Source organism: Streptomyces mobaraensis NBRC 13819 = DSM 40847, assembly GCF_017916255.1.
Taxonomy (GTDB): Bacteria; Actinomycetota; Actinomycetes; order Streptomycetales; family Streptomycetaceae; genus Streptomyces; species Streptomyces mobaraensis.
This window is the reverse complement of record NZ_CP072827.1, coordinates 1314942-1334806: the sequence shown is the minus strand read 5'-3', so window position 1 is coordinate 1334806 and position 19865 is coordinate 1314942. Positions and strand designations below refer to the sequence as shown.

Annotated in this window: 17 protein-coding genes and 1 pseudogene; 15 read left to right on the top strand and 3 right to left on the bottom strand. The window is 72.3% G+C overall.

What is annotated here, in order from left to right; genetic code table 11:
* The first annotated feature begins 69 nt into the window (after positions 1–69).
* From pgsA to J7W19_RS05125, 3 genes and pseudogenes are all read left to right on the top strand, one after another.
* Positions 70–735, top strand: a complete 666-nt coding sequence (gene pgsA, locus J7W19_RS05135; RefSeq protein WP_004942321.1) for a phosphatidylinositol phosphate synthase — start codon at positions 70–72, stop codon at positions 733–735.
* Positions 732–1694: pseudogene (locus J7W19_RS05130) on the top strand (phosphatidylinositol mannoside acyltransferase); the annotation flags it as partial. The gene pgsA and the pseudogene J7W19_RS05130, both read left to right, overlap by 4 nt.
* Positions 1695–2041: 347 nt before the next feature.
* Positions 2042–3376: a glycosyltransferase family 4 protein gene (locus J7W19_RS05125; RefSeq protein WP_004942325.1), complete on the top strand. Its 1335-nt coding sequence runs from the start codon at positions 2042–2044 to the stop codon at positions 3374–3376.
* A gap of 355 nt (positions 3377–3731) precedes the next feature.
* Here J7W19_RS05125 and J7W19_RS05120 read toward each other — a convergent pair whose 3' ends face one another.
* Positions 3732–4430 (bottom strand): VC0807 family protein, encoded by a 699-nt coding sequence (locus J7W19_RS05120; RefSeq protein ID WP_004942327.1) that lies wholly within the window; start codon positions 4428–4430, stop codon positions 3732–3734.
* Between the two features lie 232 nt (positions 4431–4662).
* Between J7W19_RS05120 and J7W19_RS05115 the strand changes: the two genes are divergently transcribed.
* From J7W19_RS05115 to J7W19_RS05060, 12 genes are all read left to right on the top strand, one after another.
* Complete coding sequence (locus tag J7W19_RS05115; protein WP_004942330.1) at positions 4663–5217, top strand: LemA family protein; 555 nt, start codon at positions 4663–4665, stop codon at positions 5215–5217.
* Between the two features lie 153 nt (positions 5218–5370).
* The gene (pdxS, locus tag J7W19_RS05110; protein WP_004942331.1) at positions 5371–6279 is read left to right on the top strand and encodes a pyridoxal 5'-phosphate synthase lyase subunit PdxS; all 909 of its coding nucleotides are present in this window, start codon (positions 5371–5373) and stop codon (positions 6277–6279) included.
* 80 nt (positions 6280–6359) lie between these two features.
* Complete coding sequence (gene pdxT, locus J7W19_RS05105) at positions 6360–6953, top strand: pyridoxal 5'-phosphate synthase glutaminase subunit PdxT (RefSeq protein WP_004942333.1); 594 nt, start codon at positions 6360–6362, stop codon at positions 6951–6953.
* 59 nt (positions 6954–7012) lie between these two features.
* On the top strand, positions 7013–7765 hold the full coding sequence (locus J7W19_RS05100; protein ID WP_004942336.1) for a YebC/PmpR family DNA-binding transcriptional regulator: 753 nt from the start codon (positions 7013–7015) through the stop codon (positions 7763–7765).
* 244 nt (positions 7766–8009) lie between these two features.
* On the top strand, positions 8010–8561 hold the full coding sequence (gene ruvC / locus J7W19_RS05095; RefSeq protein ID WP_004942337.1) for a crossover junction endodeoxyribonuclease RuvC: 552 nt from the start codon (positions 8010–8012) through the stop codon (positions 8559–8561).
* Positions 8558–9169 carry a Holliday junction branch migration protein RuvA gene (ruvA, locus tag J7W19_RS05090; RefSeq protein ID WP_004942339.1) on the top strand — a complete coding sequence of 204 codons (612 nt, stop codon included), beginning with the start codon at positions 8558–8560 and terminating at the stop codon, positions 9167–9169. Before ruvC ends, ruvA begins: the two co-directional genes overlap by 4 nt.
* A 121-nt stretch (positions 9170–9290) precedes the next feature.
* Positions 9291–10370, top strand: a complete 1080-nt coding sequence (gene ruvB / locus J7W19_RS05085; RefSeq protein ID WP_004942341.1) for a Holliday junction branch migration DNA helicase RuvB — start codon at positions 9291–9293, stop codon at positions 10368–10370.
* A gap of 164 nt (positions 10371–10534) precedes the next feature.
* Entirely contained in the window at positions 10535–11080 is a 546-nt protein-coding gene (yajC, locus tag J7W19_RS05080; RefSeq protein WP_004942343.1) for a preprotein translocase subunit YajC, read from the top strand.
* A gap of 147 nt (positions 11081–11227) precedes the next feature.
* Positions 11228–13030: a protein translocase subunit SecD gene (secD, locus tag J7W19_RS05075; protein ID WP_004942345.1), complete on the top strand. Its 1803-nt coding sequence runs from the start codon at positions 11228–11230 to the stop codon at positions 13028–13030.
* Between the two features lies 1 nt (position 13031).
* Entirely contained in the window at positions 13032–14153 is a 1122-nt protein-coding gene (gene secF, locus J7W19_RS05070; protein WP_004942346.1) for a protein translocase subunit SecF, read from the top strand.
* Positions 14150–14716, top strand: coding sequence for an adenine phosphoribosyltransferase (locus tag J7W19_RS05065; protein ID WP_004942348.1), 567 nt, complete (start codon positions 14150–14152; stop codon positions 14714–14716). The genes secF and J7W19_RS05065 overlap by 4 nt, the downstream gene beginning before the upstream one ends.
* Positions 14717–14882: 166 nt before the next feature.
* Positions 14883–17417 (top strand): RelA/SpoT family protein, encoded by a 2535-nt coding sequence (locus J7W19_RS05060; RefSeq protein ID WP_004942351.1) that lies wholly within the window; start codon positions 14883–14885, stop codon positions 17415–17417.
* Between the two features lie 63 nt (positions 17418–17480).
* On the opposite strand, the gene J7W19_RS05055 is transcribed toward J7W19_RS05060, so the two are convergent.
* Together J7W19_RS05055 and J7W19_RS05050 are read right to left on the bottom strand one after the other, a co-directional pair.
* Positions 17481–18710, bottom strand: a complete 1230-nt coding sequence (locus J7W19_RS05055) for a DUF349 domain-containing protein (RefSeq protein WP_004942354.1) — start codon at positions 18708–18710, stop codon at positions 17481–17483.
* 242 nt (positions 18711–18952) lie between these two features.
* Positions 18953–19828 carry a peptidylprolyl isomerase gene (locus J7W19_RS05050; RefSeq protein WP_004942357.1) on the bottom strand — a complete coding sequence of 292 codons (876 nt, stop codon included), beginning with the start codon at positions 19826–19828 and terminating at the stop codon, positions 18953–18955.
* Between the last annotated feature and the right edge of the window lie 37 nt (positions 19829–19865).

Here is a 19865-nt window from a genome sequence, read left to right as displayed (position 1 = left end):
GCCTGGCTACGATGGGCCAGCCGGTGGCCCTTCGGCCACGCGGCCCGCACACGACCCTCCGGGAAGGCCATGCTGAACAAGTACGCGCGTGCGTTCTTCACGCGTGTTCTCACGCCGTTCGCCGCCCTGCTCATCCGCCTCGGCGTCAGTCCCGACGCGGTGACCCTCATCGGTACCGGTGGTGTGGTGGCGGGCGCGCTGGTCTTCTACCCCATGGGCGAGTTCTTCTGGGGCACGGTCACCATCACCCTGTTCGTCTTCTCCGACCTGGTCGACGGGAACATGGCGCGGCAGCTCGGCCGCTCCAGCCGGTGGGGGGCGTTCCTCGACTCCACGCTGGACCGGGTGGCCGACGCGGCCATCTTCGGCGGCCTCGCCCTGTGGTACGCGAGCTACGAGGGGCACGACATCCTGCTGTGCGCGGTGTCGATCTTCTGCCTCGCCAGCGGCCAGGTGGTGTCGTACACCAAGGCGCGCGGGGAGAGCATCGGCCTCCCGGTGAAGGTCAACGGTCTGGTCGAACGTGCGGAGCGGCTGGTCATCTCGCTGGTGGCGTGCGGGCTCTCGGGGCTGCACAAGTTCGGCGTCCCGGGCATCCAGGTGCTGCTGCCGATCGCGTTGTGGATCGTGGCCGCGGGCAGTCTCGTGACACTGATCCAGCGCGTGGTGACCGTCCGCCGCGAGGCGGCCGAGGCGGACGCCGCGCTGCCGGTGGGAGGGGGAGAGACCGGGTGAAGGACCAGCTGACGGACGCCCTGTACGGGCTGGGGTGGGGGGCCGTCAAGCGGCTCCCGGAACCGGTGGCGACGCGGCTGGGCCGCGGCATCGCCGATGCCGCCTGGCGGCGGCGGGGCAAGGGGGTGCTCCGGCTGGAGGCCAACCTCGCCCGGGTCGTCCCCGACGCCTCGCCCGCCCGCCTCGCCCGGCTGTCCCGGGAGGGCATGCGCTCCTACATGCGCTACTGGATGGAATCCTTCCGGCTGCCGGCCTGGAGCCGCGAGCGGATCCGCGCCGGCTTCGCGCCCGAGGGCCTGCACCACCTGGAGAAGGCGCTGGCCGACGGGCGCGGGGTGATCCTGGCCCTGCCCCACATGGGCAACTACGACCTGGCCGGCGCCTGGGTCACCACCCGGCTGGGCGTCCCCTTCACCACCGTCGCCGAGCGGCTGAAGCCGGAGTCGCTGTACGACCGCTTTGTGGCCTACCGCGAGGGCCTGGGCATGGAGGTCCTCCCGCACGCCGGGGGCACCGCCTTCGGCGTCCTCTCCCGCCGGCTGCGGGCCGGCGGGCTGGTCTGCCTGGTCGCCGACCGGGACCTGTCCGCCCACGGCATAGAGGTCTCCTTCTTCGGCGAGGCCGCCAAGATGCCCGGCGGCCCGGCCCGGCTGGCCGTCCAGACCGGTGCCGTCCTGCTGCCGGTCACCCTCTGGTACGACCGCTCCCCGGTGCTCCAGGGGCGGGTACACCCGCCCGTCGAGGTCCCGGAGACCGGCACCCGGCCGGAGAAGGCCGCCGTCATGACCCAGGCCCTGGCCGACGCGTTCGCCTCCGGCATCGCCGAGCACCCGCAGGACTGGCACATGCTCCAGCGCCTCTGGCTGGCCGACTTGGCCCCGACGGGGGGCGACCTGCGGCCCGGCGGTGACCCGCGCGCCGGAGGCGATCCGCGCCCCGGCGGTGCGGCGGGCACCGACGGCGGCGCGGGCCCGGAGGTCGGCTCGCCTACGGAGGCCGGTTCGCGTGCTGACGGCGGGGTGGGGGCTGACGCCGGGGCGGGCGTGGACGCCGGCACGCGCTCCGACGCCGGCTCGCTCTCTGACGGCGATCCGCGCTCCGACGGTGGCTCGTCCTCTGACGGTGGCCCGCGCTCCGACGGTGGCCCGCGCTCTGGCGGTGGTCCGTCCACCGGCCCCGGAGCGGACTCCGGCCCCGGAGCGGACTCCGGCCCCGGAGCGGACTCCGGCCCCGGAGCGGACTCCGGCCCCGGGACGGACTCCGGCCCCGGCTCCCGTTCCGACGTCGGCCCCGGGACGGAGGCGCCGTGAGGATCGGGATCGTCTGCCCCTACTCGTGGGACGTGCCCGGTGGCGTCCAGTTCCACATCCGCGACCTCGCCGAGCACCTCATCCGCCGGGGGCACGAGGTCTCCGTCCTGGCTCCGGCCGACGACGGGACGCCGCTGCCGCCGTTCGTGGTCTCCGCCGGCCGAGCCGTACCCGTCCCCTACAACGGCTCGGTGGCCCGCCTCAACTTCGGCTTCCTCTCCGCCGCCCGGGTGCGCCGCTGGCTCCACGACGGTGACTTCGACGTCATCCACATCCACGAACCCACCTCCCCCTCGCTGGGACTGCTGGCCTGCTGGGCCGCCCAGGGGCCCATCGTCGCCACCTTCCACACCTCCAACCCCCGTTCCCGGGCGATGATCGCCGCCTATCCGATCCTCCAGCCCGCCCTGGAGAAGATCAGCGCGCGCATCGCCGTGAGCGAGTACGCCCGCAGGACCCTGGTCGAGCACCTGGGCGGGGACGCGGTCGTCATCCCCAACGGCGTCGACGTCGGCTTCTTCGCCCGCGCCGAGCCGCGCCCGGAGTGGACGGGCATGGGTACCGGCACCGTCACCGGGACGGGCGCGGGTGCCGGTGACGCGTCCCCGGCTCCCGACGCGGAGGTGCCCGCCGACGCCGAGCCCGTTTCCCCCGAGCCCGCTTCTCCGGAGCCCGGTGCCTCGCAGCCGGCCGGCGCCCGGCCCGGTATGACCGGTTCCGGCCGCCCGGCGACGATCGGCTTCATCGGCCGGATCGACGAGCCCCGCAAGGGCCTGCCCGTCCTGATGCGCGCCCTGCCGAAGATCCTCGCCGAGCGCCCCGGCACGCGGCTGCTGGTGGCCGGGCGCGGCGACGAGGAGGAGGCCGTCGCCGCCCTGCCCCCCGAGGCGCGGGACGCCGTCGAGTTCCTCGGCATGATCAGTGACGAGGACAAGGCCCGGCTGCTCCGCAGCGTCGACCTGTACGTGGCACCCAACACCGGCGGCGAGTCCTTCGGCATCATCCTCGTCGAGGCGATGTCGGCCGGCGCTCCCGTCCTCGCCAGCGACCTGGACGCCTTCGCCCAGGTCCTCGACCGGGGCGCCGCCGGGGAGCTGTTCGCCAACGAGGACGCCGACGCGCTGGCCGCGGCGGCCGTCCGCCTCCTCGCCGACCCCGCCCGCCGGGCGGAGCTGAGCGAGCGGGGCAGCCGGCACGTCCGGCGCTTCGACTGGTCGACCGTCGGCGCCGACATCCTCGCCGTCTACGAGACGGTCACCGCCGGAGCGGCCTCCGTGGCCACGGACGAACGCACCGGCCTGCGCGCCCGATTGGGCCTCGCCCGGGACTGACCCGGGGCCGGGTCGTGTACTGGGGTACAGGGGCCCGACCCCGTCCAGGCGCGTCCCCGGTCGCCCTGGTCCGGTTCCTTCCTGGTCCGGGTCCGCGGCGACCAGCCCTGGGCCTCGAGGGGAACACCCCGGAGGCGGCTGCGGGAGTCGGCCCGGGCTCGGGGCCTGTCCCGCTTCCTCCCAGGCCCAGGGCGCCGGGGCGAGCACCTCGGGCGGGTCCGAGGACCGGAGCCGGACCCCCGTGCCGGCCCCGATCCCGATTCCCGCTTCCGGATTCCGGCCTTCCGATTCGGGCCCTCCGACTCCTCGAACCCGGCCTCCGACGTCGCGCCCCGAGCGTCCGCCGGTTCCCGGTTCACACCGGATCCGGGGCCCGGTGCCGTATGTCCGCCTCCTCCCCGGCCCCCGCCGGCTCCCGGAAGCCGAACAGCGGTATCCCGTGCCGGTCGCGGAACCGCCGGCTGCGGCGGATGCTGAGGACCGCCACCGCGCCCACGACGGCCAGCGACTGGACGCGGCCGAGCAGCGGTACCGCGTCGACGGGCAGGAACAGCGCCTCCGTCGTGCTCAGCAGCGCGTCGAGCAGTTCCGCGCCGGCCCACAGCAGCGTGAGCGACCGCAGGGCCTGCCGGAAGGCGGGGGACTCCCGCCAGTACCCCTCCGCCTGCTCCGCCGCCGCGCCGGAGCGGAACTGGTGGCCGAACTGGAAGGCGAACGGCCGGGCGGCCCACAGCGTCGCCCCCATGCCCAGCCCGAGGGCCGCCGGGAGCGCCGCGTCCTTCAGCAGCAGCACCCGGGGATCCCCGCTGACCAGCGAGGTCCCCGCGGATATCAGCAGCAGGCCGATCACCAGCAGGTCCACGTACCCGACCCGGTGGTCCCGGAGGGCGGCGGTCACGGAGTGCGCGACCGGCGGAAGGCTGCTGAGCAGCAACGCCTGCCACGCGGGGGCTCCCTGGGCGCGGAGCACGTAGTACAGCACCAGCGGGAGGACGATGACGACGAGCGGTGTGGTGAGCAGAGCGCGCCTGGCGCGCGGAACGTGCGGTCGCATGGGACGACCCCCTTGCCTCGACGGTTTCCCGAGAGCGGTGAAACCCCGCCCGGTGGACGGGAGTTCTGCCACTCACGACGCTAGGCGCGGGCCGGGTGGAGACGGATCGGAGCACGGGTCGATTCCTCCAGGGCCCGTCTCCACCCGTCGTCCACCCACGGGTGGAGGGACCGCCCGGGAGGCCCGGGGAGGTGGCCGTCGGCCGCCGTCCGGGCGGGTACTGTGACCCGGCGTGACGGATTCTCTCTGGATCTTCGTGTGGACGGTGGCCGCCCTGGTCCTCGTCGGCGTCTACCTCAGCTGGACCGCCGGCCGCTTGGACCGGCTGCACAGCCGCATCGACGCGGCGCGCGCCGCCCTGGACGCCCAACTGCTGCGGCGCGCCTCGGTCGCCCAGGAGCTCGCCACCGCCGGGGTCCTCGACCCGGCCGCGTCGATCGTCCTCTACCAGGCCGCGCACGCGGCCCGGCAGGCGGAGGAGGAGCAGCGGGAGGTCGCCGAGAGCGAGCTGAGCCAGGCGCTGCGCGCGGTCTTCGCCGAGACCGCGCAGACGGCGGCCGTCCGCGAGGCGCCGGGCGGGGAGGAGTCGCTGGTGGAGCTCGACCAGGCGGTCCGCCGGGTGCCGATGGCCCGCCGTTTTCACAACGACGCGGTCCGCGCCGCCCGGGCCGTGCGCCGGCACCGGGTGGTGCGCTGGTTCAGGCTGGCCGGCCACGCCCCGTTCCCGCTGGCCTTCGAGATGGACGACGAGCCGCCCGCGGCCCTCGTCGACCGGCCGGGCGGCTGACGGTCACCGGCGCGCGCCCCGCCCCCGTCCCCGCCGAACAGGCCACCTTCCACCCCGCACAAGCCACCCACCCGAAATTGGCCCTTTCGCCCCACCGCCCGGACGGCTTTGATGACGCTGCAGGATCAACGCCCCGGATAGTGAGGTCGCATCGTGTCCACCACCAGCACGTCCCCCAACCCCGAGACCGGCACCGCGCGCGTGAAGCGCGGCATGGCCGAGCAGCTCAAGGGCGGCGTGATCATGGACGTCGTCAACGCCGAGCAGGCGAAGATCGCCGAAGACGCGGGCGCGGTGGCGGTCATGGCCCTGGAGCGGGTCCCGGCCGACATCCGCAAGGACGGCGGCGTGGCCCGGATGTCCGACCCGAACATGATCGAAGAGATCATCGGCGCCGTCTCCATCCCCGTGATGGCCAAGTCGCGCATCGGCCACTTCGTCGAGGCCCAGGTGCTCCAGTCGCTCGGTGTCGACTACATCGACGAGTCCGAGGTCCTGACCCCGGCCGACGAGGTCAACCACAGCGACAAGTGGGCCTTCACCACCCCGTTCGTCTGCGGTGCCACCAACCTGGGCGAGGCCCTGCGCCGCATCGCCGAGGGCGCGGCCATGATCCGTTCCAAGGGCGAGGCCGGCACCGGCAACGTCGTCGAGGCCGTCCGCCACCTGCGCCAGATCAAGAACGAGATCGGCAAGCTGCGCGCCCTGGACAACAACGAGCTCTTCGCCGCCGCCAAGGAGCTGCGCGCCCCCTACGAGCTGGTCAAGGAGGTCGCCGAGCTCGGCAAGCTGCCGGTCGTGCTGTTCTCCGCCGGTGGCGTCGCCACCCCGGCCGACGCCGCGCTGATGCGCCAGCTCGGCGCCGAGGGCGTCTTCGTCGGCTCCGGCATCTTCAAGTCCGGCGACCCGGCCAAGCGCGCCGCGGCCATCGTGAAGGCCACCACCTTCTACGACGACCCGAAGGTCATCGCGGACGCCTCCCGCAACCTGGGCGAGGCCATGGTCGGCATCAACTGCGACACCCTCCCCGAGGCCGAGCGGTACGCCAACCGCGGCTGGTAGTCCCCGCAGTCCCCGGTGGGCGGCCCGCGGCACAGGCGCGGGCCGCCCACCGGCCCGTACGACCGAGAGGCAGGACGATCGTGTCCACCCCCACCATCGGTGTCCTCGCCCTCCAGGGCGACGTCCGCGAGCACCTCGTGGCCCTGGCGGCCGCCGACGCGACGGCCCGTCCGGTCCGCCGCCCCGAGGAGCTCGCCGAGGTCGACGGCCTGGTGATACCCGGCGGCGAGTCCACCACCATGTCCAAGCTGGCCGTGGTCTTCGGCATGCTGGAACCGCTCCGCGAGCGGGTGCGCTCCGGGATGCCGGTCTACGGCACCTGCGCCGGCATGATCATGCTCGCCGACAAGATCCTGGACGGCCGTGAGGACCAGGAGACCCTCGGCGGCATCGACATGATCGTGCGCCGCAACGCCTTCGGCCGCCAGAACGAGTCGTTCGAGGCGTCCGTCGCGATGTCCGGCGTCGAGGGCGGCCCGGTCGAGGGCGTCTTCATCCGCGCCCCCTGGGTCGAGTCCACCGGGGCCGACGTCGAGGTCCTGGCCGTGCACGAGGGCCACACCGTCGCCGTGCGCCAGGCGAACGTGCTGGCCACGTCCTTCCACCCGGAGCTGACCGGCGACCACCGGGTGCACGGGCTGTTCGTGGACATGGTCCGCGCCGCGCGGGGCTGAGATCCCGGTAGGATCTCTGTCGTTCGTTCAAGGATGGGTAACGCGAAGGAGACAGGCTGATGTCCGGCCACTCTAAATGGGCTACGACGAAGCACAAGAAGGCCGTGATCGACGCCAAGCGTGGCAAGCTCTTCGCGAAGCTGATCAAGAACATCGAGGTCGCGGCCCGTATGGGCGGTGCCGACCTGGACGGTAACCCGACCCTTTACGACGCCGTTCAGAAGGCCAAGAAGCAGTCGGTTCCGAACAAGAACATCGACTCCGCGATCAAGCGTGGTGCCGGTCTGGAGGCCGGTGGCGCCGACTACGAGACGATCATGTACGAGGGCTACGGCCCCAACGGCGTGGCCGTCCTCATCGAGTGCCTCACCGACAACCGCAACCGCGCCGCCGGTGACGTCCGCGTCGCCATGACCCGCAACGGCGGCTCGATGGCCGACCCGGGCTCGGTCTCCTACCTCTTCAACCGCAAGGGCGTCGTGATCGTCCCCAAGGGCGAGCTGACCGAGGACGACGTCCTCGGCGCGGTCCTGGACGCCGGTGCCGAAGAGGTCAACGACCTCGGCGAGAACTTCGAGGTCCTCAGCGAGGCCACCGACCTGGTCGCGGTCCGCACCGCGCTCCAGGAGGCGGGCATCGACTACGACTCCGCCGAGGCCAACTTCGTCCCCACCATGCAGGTGCAGCTGGACGAGGAGGGCGCGCGCAAGATCTTCAAGCTGATCGACGCCCTGGAGGACAGCGACGACGTCCAGAACGTCTTCGCCAACTTCGACGTCTCCGACGACGTCATGGCGAAGGTCGACGCCTGATCCCCAGCGCACGCCTGATCCCAGCGCACGCCTGATCTCCTGATCTGCGGCGGTATCCGGTCTCCGGCGGAACGCCTGGTCTCCGGCAGACGCGTGATCTCCAGCGGGCGCCCGGCTCACGGCAGTTGAGCGGCCGCCGACGGGCCGACGGGACACCTCCCGTCGGCCCGTCGCGCTGTCGGTCCGGGGCGTTGTCAGTGCCGCCCGGTAGCCTGCCGGAACAGTTGACCGAAGGAGGGGCGCGGTGCGCGTGCTGGGGGTGGACCCGGGGCTGACGCGGTGCGGCGTCGGCGTCGTCGAGGGGACGGCGGGACGACCGCTGCGCATGCTGGGCGTCGGTGTCGTCCGGACGCCCGCCGAGGCGGACACCGCCGAGCGGCTGGTCCTCGTGGAGCGCGGCATAGAGGAGTGGCTGGACGAGCACCGGCCCGAGTACGTCGCCGTCGAGCGCGTCTTCAGCCAGCACAACGTCCGCACGGTCATGGGCACCGCCCAGGCCAGCGCCGTCGCCATGCTGTGCGCCGCCCGCCGCGGGCTGCCCGTCGCGCTGCACACCCCCAGCGAGGTCAAGGCGGCCGTCACCGGCTCGGGCCGGGCCGACAAGGCCCAGGTGGGCTCCATGGTCACCCGGCTGCTGCGGCTCGACGCGCCCCCCAAGCCGGCCGACGCCGCCGACGCCCTCGCGCTGGCCATCTGCCACATCTGGCGGGCCCCGGCCACCGGCCGCCTCCAGCAGGCGGTCGCCGCCCACCGCCGCACCACCGCTCCCGTACGCCTCCCGAAGGGCACCCGATGATCGCCTTCGTCTCCGGCCCCGTCGCCGCCCTCGCCCCGGACACCGCCGTCGTCGAGGTCGGCGGCGTCGGCATGGCCGTCCAGTGCACGCCCACCACGCTCGCCACGCTCCGCGTGGGGGAGTCGGCGCGGCTGGCCACCTCCCTCGTCGTCCGCGAGGACTCCCTGACCCTCTACGGCTTCGCCGACGACGACGAGCGGCAGACGTTCGAGCTGCTGCAGACCGCGAGCGGGGTCGGGCCGCGGCTCGCCCAGGCGATGCTGGCCGTGCACTCTCCGGACGCGCTGCGGCGGGCGTTCGCCGCCGGTGACGAGAAGGCGCTCACCGCCGTGCCCGGCATCGGCAAGAAGGGGGCGCAGAAGCTGCTGCTGGAGCTCAAGGACCGGCTGGGGGAGCCGGTGGGTTCCGCGCCCGCCGCCGCCGTCTCCTCGGCGCCCGCCGGCTGGCGCGAGCAGCTGCACGCCGCGCTCGTGGGGCTCGGGTATGCGCCGCGTGACGCGGAGGAAGCCGTCGAGGCCGTCGCGCCGCAGGCGGCGGCCGCGGGGGGTGCTCCGCAGGTCGGGCAGTTGTTGCGGGCTGCTCTGCAGACGCTGAACCGGGCCCGGTGAGGCAGGGGTTTCTCCCCGCCCCGCCCTTACCCGTTTCTTGCGGGGGCTTGGCCCCCACACCCCCGAACCACGCTCCGCGCGGTGTCCTCAAACGCCGGACGGGCTGAAAGCAGGTGTCACCGTGGACTTCGTACCTCCCCCGGGCGAACGGCTCGTCGGGGCCGTCGCCGACCATGACGACCAGGCCGTCGAAGCCGCCCTGCGGCCCAAGGACCTGAGCGAGTTCGTCGGCCAGGAGCGGGTGCGCGAACAGCTCGACCTGGTGCTCAAGGCGGCCCGGCAGCGTGGCGCCACGGCTGACCACATCCTGCTCTCCGGCGCCCCCGGGCTCGGCAAGACCACCCTCTCGATGATCATCGCCGCCGAGATGGGCGCCCCCATCCGCATCACCTCCGGCCCCGCCATCCAGCACGCGGGCGACCTCGCGGCGATCCTCTCCTCGCTCACCGAGGGCGAGGTCCTCTTCCTCGACGAGATCCACCGGATGTCCCGGCCCGCCGAGGAGATGCTGTACATGGCGATGGAGGACTTCCGCGTCGACGTCATCGTCGGCAAGGGCCCCGGCGCCACCGCCATCCCCCTGGAGCTGCCGCCCTTCACCCTGGTCGGCGCCACCACCCGCGCCGGTCTGCTGCCGCCCCCGCTGCGCGACCGCTTCGGCTTCACCGGGCACATGGAGTTCTACGCGCCCGCCGAGCTGGAGCGCGTCGTCCGGCGGTCCGCCGGCCTGCTCGACGTGGCCGTGGACGACGACGGGGCGGCCGAGATCGCCGGGCGTTCCCGCGGCACGCCCCGGATCGCCAACCGGCTGCTGCGCCGGGTCCGCGACTACGCCCAGGTGAAGGCCGACGGCCGGATCACCCGGGAGACCGCGGCGCAGGCCCTGGAGGTGTACGAGGTGGACGCCCGCGGCCTGGACCGGCTGGACCGGGCCGTGCTCACCGCGCTCCTCAAGCTGTTCGGCGGCGGTCCGGTCGGCCTGTCCACGCTGGCCGTGGCCGTCGGCGAGGAGCGGGAGACCGTCGAGGAGGTCGCCGAGCCCTTCCTCGTCCGGGAGGGGCTGCTGGCCCGCACCCCCCGGGGCCGGATCGCCACGCCCGCCGCCTGGGAGCACCTGGGGATGGTGCCGCCGCAGGTCGCCGGGGGTGCGGGCGGGATCGGACAGGGCGGGCCCGGGCAGCGTTCCCTGTTCGCGGAGTGACGGCGCGGGGGCTGGTCCGGCCAGGAACCCGGGTGCCATGCTGGGCGTTGTTCCATTGGTGCGGACTCGCTTAGACTCCGCCGATGCCGTCCGTATGGCGCGGCATACCACCCCCGTAGACCAGGCCGCATCCCCAAGCGGTCGTGTGAAGGAAATCCCGTCCCGTGAATATCGTGACTCTCCTGCCGTTCATCGTGCTCATCGGGGCCATGTTCCTGATGACCCGGTCGGCCAAGAACAAGCAGCGCCAGGCTGCGCAGATGCGCGACCAGATGCAGCCGGGCACCGGTGTGCGGACGATCGGCGGCATGTACGCCACCGTCAAGGAGGTCAGCGAGGACTCGGTCCTCCTGGAGGTCGCCCCGGGCGTGCACGCGATCTACGCGAAGAACGCCATCGGCGCCGTCCTGCCGGACGACGAGTACAACCGCATCATCCACGGCATCGAGGGCTCCGACGACGACGCCCCGGTCGTCCCGGACGACCTCTCCTCGCTGACCGAGGGGGCCGACAAGGACGGGGCGGCCGAGAAGGCCGGCGAGAAGAAGATCGACCTCGGCAAGGACACCTCCGGCGACGCCCCCGCGAAGGCCGACGCCTCCGCCGAGGACGAGGCCGTGACGGCGGAGAAGCCCGCGGACGCCGCCAAGGCGGAGCCCAAGGCCGAGCCGAAGGACGGCAAGCGGGACGGCGGCTCCGACGCGAAGTAGCCCCACCTGGAACCGCGACGCACCCACCGCTCGGTGCGTCGCGGTTCGCTGACGGTCTAGGCTCCGGCGGGGGGCAGGTCCCCACAAACTTCGTGGCCGCCCGGCGAACACCCGACGCCGGGCGGTTGGACAGGGAGAAACGACAAGGTGGCAGCACCGAAGAAGGGCCGCAGGTCCCCGGGCGGCCAGGGCAGGCCGGGCAGAGTCCTGGCCTTCATCCTGATCGCCATGGTGGCGCTCGTCGGGGGAATGTTCGCCTCCGGGCAGACCACCCCCCGCCTGGGCATCGACCTGGCGGGCGGCACGAGCTTCACGCTCGAGGCGAAGAACCAGCCGGGTCAGCCCAACGCGATCACCACGACCAACATGAACACGGCCGCGGGCATCATCGAGCGGCGTGTCAACGGTCTCGGCGTGACCGAGTCCGAGGTCCAGACGCAGGGCAAGAAGCACATCATCGTGAACATCCCCAAGGGGACGAACGCGAAGCAGGCCCGTGAGCAGGTCGGCACCACCGCCCAGCTCGCCTTCCGCCCGGTGCTCGTCGCCGCGCCCGCCGGCAAGCTGCCCGAGCCCACGCCGAGCGCGTCGGCCGGCGCCGGCAAGGACAAGGACAAGGGCGACAAGAGCAAGGCCCCCAAGGACACGGACAAGGCGAAGGACGCCGAGAAGGACAAGAAGGGCAAGCCTTCGGGCACGCCCACCGCGTCCGCCCCCGGCTCCTCGGCCACCCCGTCCGGCTCCCACGGCCAGGGCCGGGCCGTCACGGAGGCCCTGAAGGCCCCGCAGGCGCCCAAGCCGCCCACGCCGTCCCCCAAGCCCTCGGGCGGCCCCTCCAACGACCTGCAGAAGCAGTTCGCGGCCCTGGACTGCTCCACCAAGGAAGCCCGCTCCCAGGCGGCGAAGAAGGCCAGCGACCAGGCCAAGCCCGGGGACGACGTCGTGGTCTGCGACAAGGACGGCCAGGAGAAGCTGCTCCTCGGTCCCGTCGCGGTCGAGGGCCGGGACGTCACCGACGCCAAGGCCGCCCTCGACACCCAGCGGGCCAGCGGCTGGCAGGTGCAGCTGAAGTTCAACGGCAGCGGCGCCAAGAAGTTCGCCGACGTCACCGGCAAGCTCGCCGCCAAGCCCGAGCCGCAGAACCGGTTCGCGATCGTCCTGGACGGCCAGGCCGTCTCCGCCCCCCGGGTCAATGGCCCGATCCCCGGCGGCAGCGCCGAGATCAGCGGCAACTTCGACCAGTCCAGCGCTGACGACCTCGCCAACATCCTGTCGTACGGCGCCCTGCCGCTGTCGTTCGACATCGTCACGGAGACCACCGTCTCCGCCGCGCTCGGCGGCGAGCAGCTGCGCGCCGGTCTGATCGCGGGTGCCATCGGCCTCGCGCTCGTCGTGATCTACCTGGTGGTCTACTACCGCGGCCTCGCGCTCGTCGCGCTCGCCAGCCTCGCGGTCTCCGCGGTGCTGACGTACACGATCATGGTGTTGCTGGGCAAGGCCATCGGGTTCGCCCTGAACCTCCCGGCCGTCTGTGGTGCCATCGTGGCCATCGGCATCACCGCCGACTCGTTCATCGTCTACTTCGAGCGGGTCCGGGACGAGATCCGCGAGGGCCGCAGCCTGCGCCCCGCCGTGGAGCGCGGCTGGCCGCGCGCCCGCCGGACGATCCTGGTCTCCGACTTCGTGTCCTTCCTCGCCGCCGCGGTGCTCTTCATCGTCACCGTCGGCAAGGTCCAGGGCTTCGCGTTCACCCTCGGTCTGACCACGCTGCTCGACGTCGTCGTGGTCTTCTTCTTCACCAAGCCGCTGATGACGCTCCTCGCCCGCCGCAAGTTCTTCGCGAGCGGTCACCCCTGGTCCGGTCTCGACCCCAAGCGGCTCGGCGCCAAGCCGCCGCTGCGGGCCTCCCGCCGTCGTCCCTCCGCCCCTGTCGACCCGAAGGAGGCGTGAGATGTCACGACTCGGCACCCTCGGCGCCCGGCTCTACCGAGGCGAGGTCGGCTACGACTTCGTCGCCAAGCGGAAGATCTGGTACGGCATCTCGATCCTCATCACCATCACGGCCATCGTCGGCCTGGCGGTGCGCGGCCTGAACATGGGCATCGAGTTCTCCGGCGGCGCGATCTTCAACACCACCGGCAAGACGTCGGTGTCGGTGCAGGCCGCCAAGGAGACGGTGGAGACCGCCTCGGGTCACACGGCGATCGTCCAGAAGACCGGTGACGGCAAGCTGCGGGTCCAGGTCAGCGAGCTGGACGAGAAGCAGTCGCGTGCGACTCAGGCGGCCCTGGCCAAGAAGCTCGGTGTCCCCACCGACAAGATCAACACCGATATCGTCGGCCCCAGCTGGGGTGAGGAGATCGCCAACAAGGCGTGGACCGGCCTCGCCGTCTTCATGCTCCTCGTGGTGATCTACCTCGCCATCGCCTTCGAGTGGCGCATGGCGCTGGCCGCCCTCGTCGCCCTGATCCACGACCTGACCATCACCGTGGGCATCTACGCCCTCGTGGGCTTCGAGGTCACCCCGGGTACGGTCATCGGTCTGCTGACCATCCTCGGTTACTCGCTCTACGACACCGTCGTGGTCTTCGACGGCCTGAAGGAGAGCGCGAAGGACATCACCAAGCAGACCCGCTGGACGTACAGCGAGATCGCCAACCGCAGCCTCAACGGCACCCTGGTGCGCTCCATCAACACCACGGTCGTCGCCCTGCTGCCGGTCGCCGGTCTGCTGTTCATCGGCGGCGGCTTCCTGGGCGCGGGCATGCTGAACGACATCTCGCTCGCCCTGTTCGTCGGCCTCGCGGCCGGCGCCTACTCCTCGATCTTCATCGCCACCCCGCTGGTCGCCGACCTCAAGGAACGCGACCCGCAGATGAAGGCCCTCACCCGGCGCGTGCACGCCAAGCGCGCCGCGCAGGCCGCCAGGGCGGACTCGGCGCAGGACGAGGCCGGCTCCCAGGGTGTCGAGGACGACGACGAGCCGCAGGACGCCTCCCCGGCCGGTGTGGTCGGGCAGCGCCGGCAGCCGGTGAGCCGCAACCGCGGCGGACGCGGAGGGAAGCGCCGATGACCGCCTGGAGCGCCGAAGGCGCCGAGGAAAGCCTGCGCGAGCTGCTGCTCGCCCGCATCCACGACGTGCCGGACTACCCGAAGCCGGGCGTGGTGTTCAAGGACATCACCCCGCTGCTCGCCGACCCCGAGGCGTTCACCGCCCTCACCGAGGCGTTCGCCGAGCTGTGCGCCCGCTACCGGGCCGACAAGGTCGTCGGCCTGGAGGCCCGCGGCTTCATCCTGGCGGCCCCCGTGGCCGTCCGCGCGGGCATCGGCTTCGTGCCCGTCCGCAAGGTCGGCAAGCTGCCCGGCGCGACCCTGTCGCAGGCGTACGAGCTGGAGTACGGCACGGCGGAGATCGAGATACATGCCGAGGCGTTCGCCCCCGGCGACCGGGTCCTGGTCATCGACGACGTGCTGGCCACGGGTGGCACCGCCGAGGCGTCGCTCCAGCTGATCCGCCGGGCCGGCGCGGAGCCCGTGGGCGTCGCCGTCCTGATGGAGCTGGGCTTCCTCCCCGGTCGCGAGCGGCTGGAGAAGGTGCTCGGCGAGGCGCCGGTGGACGCGCTGATCCGCGTCTGAGCCGCCCTGAGCCGCAACGCGCACAAGGTATCGGGCCCCGGGGAGAACCCCGGGGCCCGTCCTGTGCGTCCTCGCCCTCGCCGGGCGGGAGGCGGCTCCACGGTCCGGATCGATACCATGGCAGTCCGGACCTGCTCGGGGGCCGGACCCCGCATGAGGAGTGCTCTTGCCAGACAAGGCCCAGCCGCTCTCCCCCAGACTCCGTCCGGGGGCATCCCCAGCGGCACAGCCCGACCAGCCCGCACCGGACGCCGCGGCTGCCGCGGGCACGCCCGAGCCCACGGGCCGCCCGCAGGGCGCGGGTGCGCCCGAGCCCGGAAAGCGGGGCCGGCCGCAGGCCGCCCCGGGAGGCGACCTGGTCAAGGAGAGCGCCGGCCCGCGCCCCACACCGCCGCCGAGCGCCCGCTCCGCCTCCTCCAGCCGGGTCCGCGCCCGCCTCGCCCGGCTGGGCGTACAGCGGCAGAGCCCGTACAACCCGGTGCTGGAGCCGCTGCTCCGCATCGTCCGCGGGAACGACCCCAAGGCGGACGCCTCCACGCTGCGCCAGATCGAGCGCGCCTACCAGGTCGCCGAGCGCTGGCACCGCGGTCAGAAGCGCAAGAGCGGCGACCCGTACATCACCCACCCGCTCGCCGTGACGACCATCCTGGCCGAGCTGGGCATGGACCCGGCGACCCTGATGGCCGGGCTGCTGCACGACACCGTCGAGGACACCGAGTACGGCCTCGACGACCTCCGCCGCGACTTCGGCGACCAGGTCGCCCTGCTCGTCGACGGCGTCACCAAGCTGGACCGGGTGCAGTTCGGCGAGGCCGCCCAGGCCGAGACCGTCCGCAAGATGGTCGTCGCCATGGCCAAGGACCCCCGGGTCCTGGTGATCAAGCTCGCCGACCGGCTGCACAACATGCGCACCATGCGCTACCTCAAGCGGGAGAAGCAGGAGAAGAAGGCCCGCGAGACGCTGGAGATCTACGCCCCGCTGGCGCACCGGCTGGGCATGAACACCATCAAGTGGGAGCTGGAGGACCTCGCCTTCGCGATCCTCTACCCCAAGATGTACGACGAGATCGTCCGGCTCGTCGCCGAGCGCGCCCCCAAGCGGGACGAGTACCTGGCGATCGTCACCGACGAGGTCCAGGCCGACCTGCGCGCCGCCCGCATCAAGGCCACCGTCACCGGCCGCCCGAAGCACTACTACAGCGTCTACCAGAAGATGATCGTGCGGGGCCGGGACTTCGCCGAGATCTACGACCTGGTGGGCATCCGCGTCCTCGTCGACACCGTCCGCGACTGCTATGCGGCGCTCGGCACCGTCCACGCCCGGTGGAACCCGGTGCCCGGGCGGTTCAAGGACTACATCGCGATGCCCAAGTTCAACATGTACCAGTCGCTGCACACGACGGTCATAGGGCCCAGCGGCAAGCCGGTCGAGCTCCAGATCCGGACGTTCGACATGCACCGCCGCGCCGAGTACGGCATCGCCGCGCACTGGAAGTACAAGCAGGAGGCCGTCGCCGGTGCCTCCAAGATCCGTACGGACGTGCCGAAGAACGCCGGCAAGAACCAGGACACCGTCAACGACATGGCCTGGCTCCGGCAGTTGCTCGACTGGCAGAAGGAGACGGAGGATCCGGGCGAGTTCCTGGAGTCGCTGCGCTTCGACCTGTCGCGCAACGAGGTCTTCGTCTTCACGCCCAAGGGCGACGTCATAGCGCTGCCCGCCGGGGCCACGCCGGTCGACTTCGCCTACGCCGTGCACACCGAGGTCGGCCACCGCACCATAGGGGCCCGGGTCAACGGGCGGCTGGTGCCGCTCGAATCGACCCTGGACAACGGCGATCTGGTCGAGGTCTTCACCTCCAAGGCGCCCGGCGCCGGCCCCTCCCGCGACTGGCTGGGCTTCGTCAAGTCCCCCCGCGCGCGCAACAAGATCCGCGCCTGGTTCTCCAAGGAGCGCCGGGACGAGGCGATCGAGCAGGGCAAGGACGCCATCGCCCGCGCGATGCGCAAGCAGAACCTGCCCATCCAGCGCATCCTGACCGGCGATTCACTGGTCACCCTCGCGCACGAGATGCGCTACCCGGACATCTCCTCGCTCTACGCGGCCATCGGCGAGGGCCATGTGGCCGCCCAGGGCGTGGTGCAGAAGCTCGTCCAGGCGCTCGGCGGCGAGGACGCGGCGACGGAGGACATCGAGGAGTCGGCGCCCATCCGCGGCCGCTCCAAGCGGCGTTCGTCCGCCGACCCGGGCGTGGTCGTCAAGGGCGTGGACGACGTGTGGGTCAAGCTCGCCCGCTGCTGTACGCCCGTGCCCGGCGACCCGATCATCGGCTTCGTCACCCGCGGCAACGGCATCTCGGTCCACCGCGCGGACTGCGTCAACGTCGACTCGCTGTCGCAGCAGCCGGAGCGGATCATCGACGTCGAGTGGGCGCCCACCCAGTCGTCCGTCTTCCTCGTCGCCATCCAGGTGGAGGCGCTGGACCGGTCCCGGCTGCTGTCGGACGTCACCCGGGTCCTGTCGGACCAGCACGTCAACATCCTCTCGGCGGCCGTGCAGACGTCCCGGGACCGGGTGGCCACCTCGCGGTTCACCTTCGAGATGGGCGACCCCAAGCACCTCGGGCACGTGCTGAAGGCGGTGCGCGGCGTGGAGGGCGTCTACGACGTGTACCGCGTGACGTCGGCGCGCAGGCCGTAGCCGTACAACGGAAGATGGCTCCGACGATCGTCGGAGCCATCTTCCGTTACGAAGCGGGGGTGCTCAGCCGCCGAACTCCTGCAGGCCCTTCAACGCCTGGTCCAGCAGCGCCTTGCGGCCCTCCAGCTCCTTGCCGAGCTTCTCGGCCTTCGCCTCGTTGCCCGCCGCGCGCGCCTTGTCGATCTGCGCCTGGAGCTTGTCGACCGCGTCCTGGAGCTGCCCGGTCAGCCCGGCCGCGCGCGCCCGCGCCTCCGGGTTGGTCCGCCGCCACTCGGCCTCCTCGGCCTCCTGGATGGCGCGCTCCACCGCGTGCATCCGGCCCTCGATCTTCGGCCGGGCGTCCCGCGGCACATGGCCGATGGCCTCCCAGCGCTCGTTGATCGAACGGAACGCCGCCCGGGCCGCCTTGAGGTCGGTCACCGGCAGCAGCTTCTCCGCCTCGACGACCAGCTCCTCCTTGAGCCCCAGGTTGGCCTGCTGCTCGGCGTCGCGCTCCGCGAACACCTCGCCGCGCGCCTGGAAGAAGACGTCCTGCGCGCCCCGGAACCGGGCCCACAGCTCGTCCTCGGCCTCACGCTGCGCGCGGCCGGCGGCCTTCCAGTCGGCCATCAGCTCGCGGTAGCGGGCCGCGGTGGCGCCCCAGTCCGTCGAGCCGGACAGTGCCTCGGCCTCGGCGACCAGCTTCTCCTTGACCTTGCGGGCCTCCTCGCGCTGGGCGTCCAGCGAGGCGAAGTGGGCCTTGCGGCGCTTGGAGAACGCCGAGCGGGCGTGCGAGAAGCGGTGCCACAGCTCGTCGTCGGTCTTGCGGTCCAGCCGCGGCAGGCCCTTCCAGGTGTCCACCAGGGCCCGCAGCCGCTCGCCGGCGGAGCGCCACTGCTCGCTCGCGGCCAGCTCCTCGGCCTCGGCGACCAGCGCCTCCTTGGCCGTCCTGGCCTCGTCCGTCTGCTTGGCCTTGGCCGCCTTGCGCTCCTCGCGGCGCTTCTCGACCGTCTCGACGAGCTTGTCCAACCGCCCGCGCAGCGCGTCCAGATCGCCGACCGCGTGGTGCTCGTCCACCTGCGAGCGCAGGTGGTCGATCGCGGTCATCGCGTCCTTCGCCGACAGGTCGGTGGTGTTGACCCGGCGCTCGAGGAGGCCGATCTCGACGACCAGGCCCTCGTACTTGCGCTCGAAGTAAGCGAGGGCCTCCTCCGGACTCCCCGCCTGCCACGAACCGACGACCTTCTCGCCGTCGGCGGTACGCACGTACACCGTCCCCGTCTCGTCGACGCGGCCCCACGGGTCGCTGCTCACAGCGCCTCCTCCACATGATGCGGGGGCCGTTCGCGGCCCGCGCGCATCGTCCACAGTTGTCCCCGGTGGGGCCGCGCCCCGCCCGGTCCGGCGGCTTGATCATTTCACTGCCGATCGGTGCTGTCTCGGGTGCCTCGCAGCCGCCGGAGCAGGCACCCTACACAACGCCAACATAGGCGACCGGTGGCCCGGCTGTCCGTATCCCGCGACCGGAATTTCGCCGTTCGGCCACGGGTGCGGAATCAGCTCTTCACCACCGTCGCCTTGTCCACCACGACGGTGGCGTTGGGGGGTCCGTCCGGGGCCCCGCCCTGGATCCCGGCGCCTGCGATCTTGTCGAGGGTCTTGCGGCCCTCGGCGCCGATCGTGCCGACCGGGGTGTAGTCCGGCTGCAGCGGGCTGTCCTTGTAGACGAGGAAGAACTGGCTGCCCGTCGAATGCGGCTGCTGCGTCTTGGCCATGGCGATCGTCCCGGCCGGGTAGATCTTCATCTTCGCCTGCTTGAGCTGCTCGTCCTTCGGCTCCTGGAGCAGGTCGCTCTTGAGGTTCTCCTCGGCGAGCGTGTAGCCGGGACCGCCCGCGCCGGTGCCCTGCGGGTCGCCGCACTGGAGGACGTAGATGCCCGCGGCCTCACCGGTGAGGCGGTGGCACTTGGTGTGGTCGAAGTACCCCTGACCCGCCAGGAAATTCAGCGAGTTGACGGTGTGGGGGGCCTTGGCCGCGTCCAGCTTCAGGTCGATGTTCCCGCAGGTGGTCTTGAGGGCCATGGTGTAGGAGGCGGACGTGTCGACCGTCATCTCCGGTTCCGACTTCCACGTCTTCTTCGCCGGGCTGCCGGCGGCCGGCTTGGCGCACGGGTCGGGGCCCCGTGAAGGCGCTGTGGGGGTGGGGAGCTCGCTCGGGGTCGCGTCCGCCGACGCCTTGTCGTCCTTCTTGTCGTCGCCGCCCAGCGCGCCCGTGGCCGCCGCCGTGCCGCCCGCGGCGATCAGCACGGCGAGACCGGCCGCGATCAACGCGTTCCGGTTGCGGGCCTTGCGCCGCTGCGCCTCGCGGCGCTGCTGCTGCCGCTCGAACTTCTCCCGTGCGAGCTGCCGCCGCCGCTGCTCGTTAGTGACCACCGGGTCGTCTCCTCGTGCCGTATCGATCCGTCGGAAC

Excerpts from the sequence above, each read along its gene's own strand:
- J7W19_RS05065 (WP_004942348.1), top strand. The coding sequence starts at position 14,150 with ATGACCGCCTGGAGCGCCGAAGGCGCCGAGGAAAGCCTGCGCGAGCTG.
- J7W19_RS05100 (WP_004942336.1), top strand. The coding sequence starts at position 7,013 with ATGTCCGGCCACTCTAAATGGGCTACGACGAAGCACAAGAAGGCCGTG.
- J7W19_RS05120 (WP_004942327.1), bottom strand. The coding sequence starts at position 4,430 with ATGCGACCGCACGTTCCGCGCGCCAGGCGCGCTCTGCTCACCACACCG.
- secF (WP_004942346.1), top strand. The coding sequence starts at position 13,032 with ATGTCACGACTCGGCACCCTCGGCGCCCGGCTCTACCGAGGCGAGGTC.
- pgsA (WP_004942321.1), top strand. The coding sequence starts at position 70 with ATGCTGAACAAGTACGCGCGTGCGTTCTTCACGCGTGTTCTCACGCCG.
- ruvA (WP_004942339.1), top strand. The coding sequence starts at position 8,558 with ATGATCGCCTTCGTCTCCGGCCCCGTCGCCGCCCTCGCCCCGGACACC.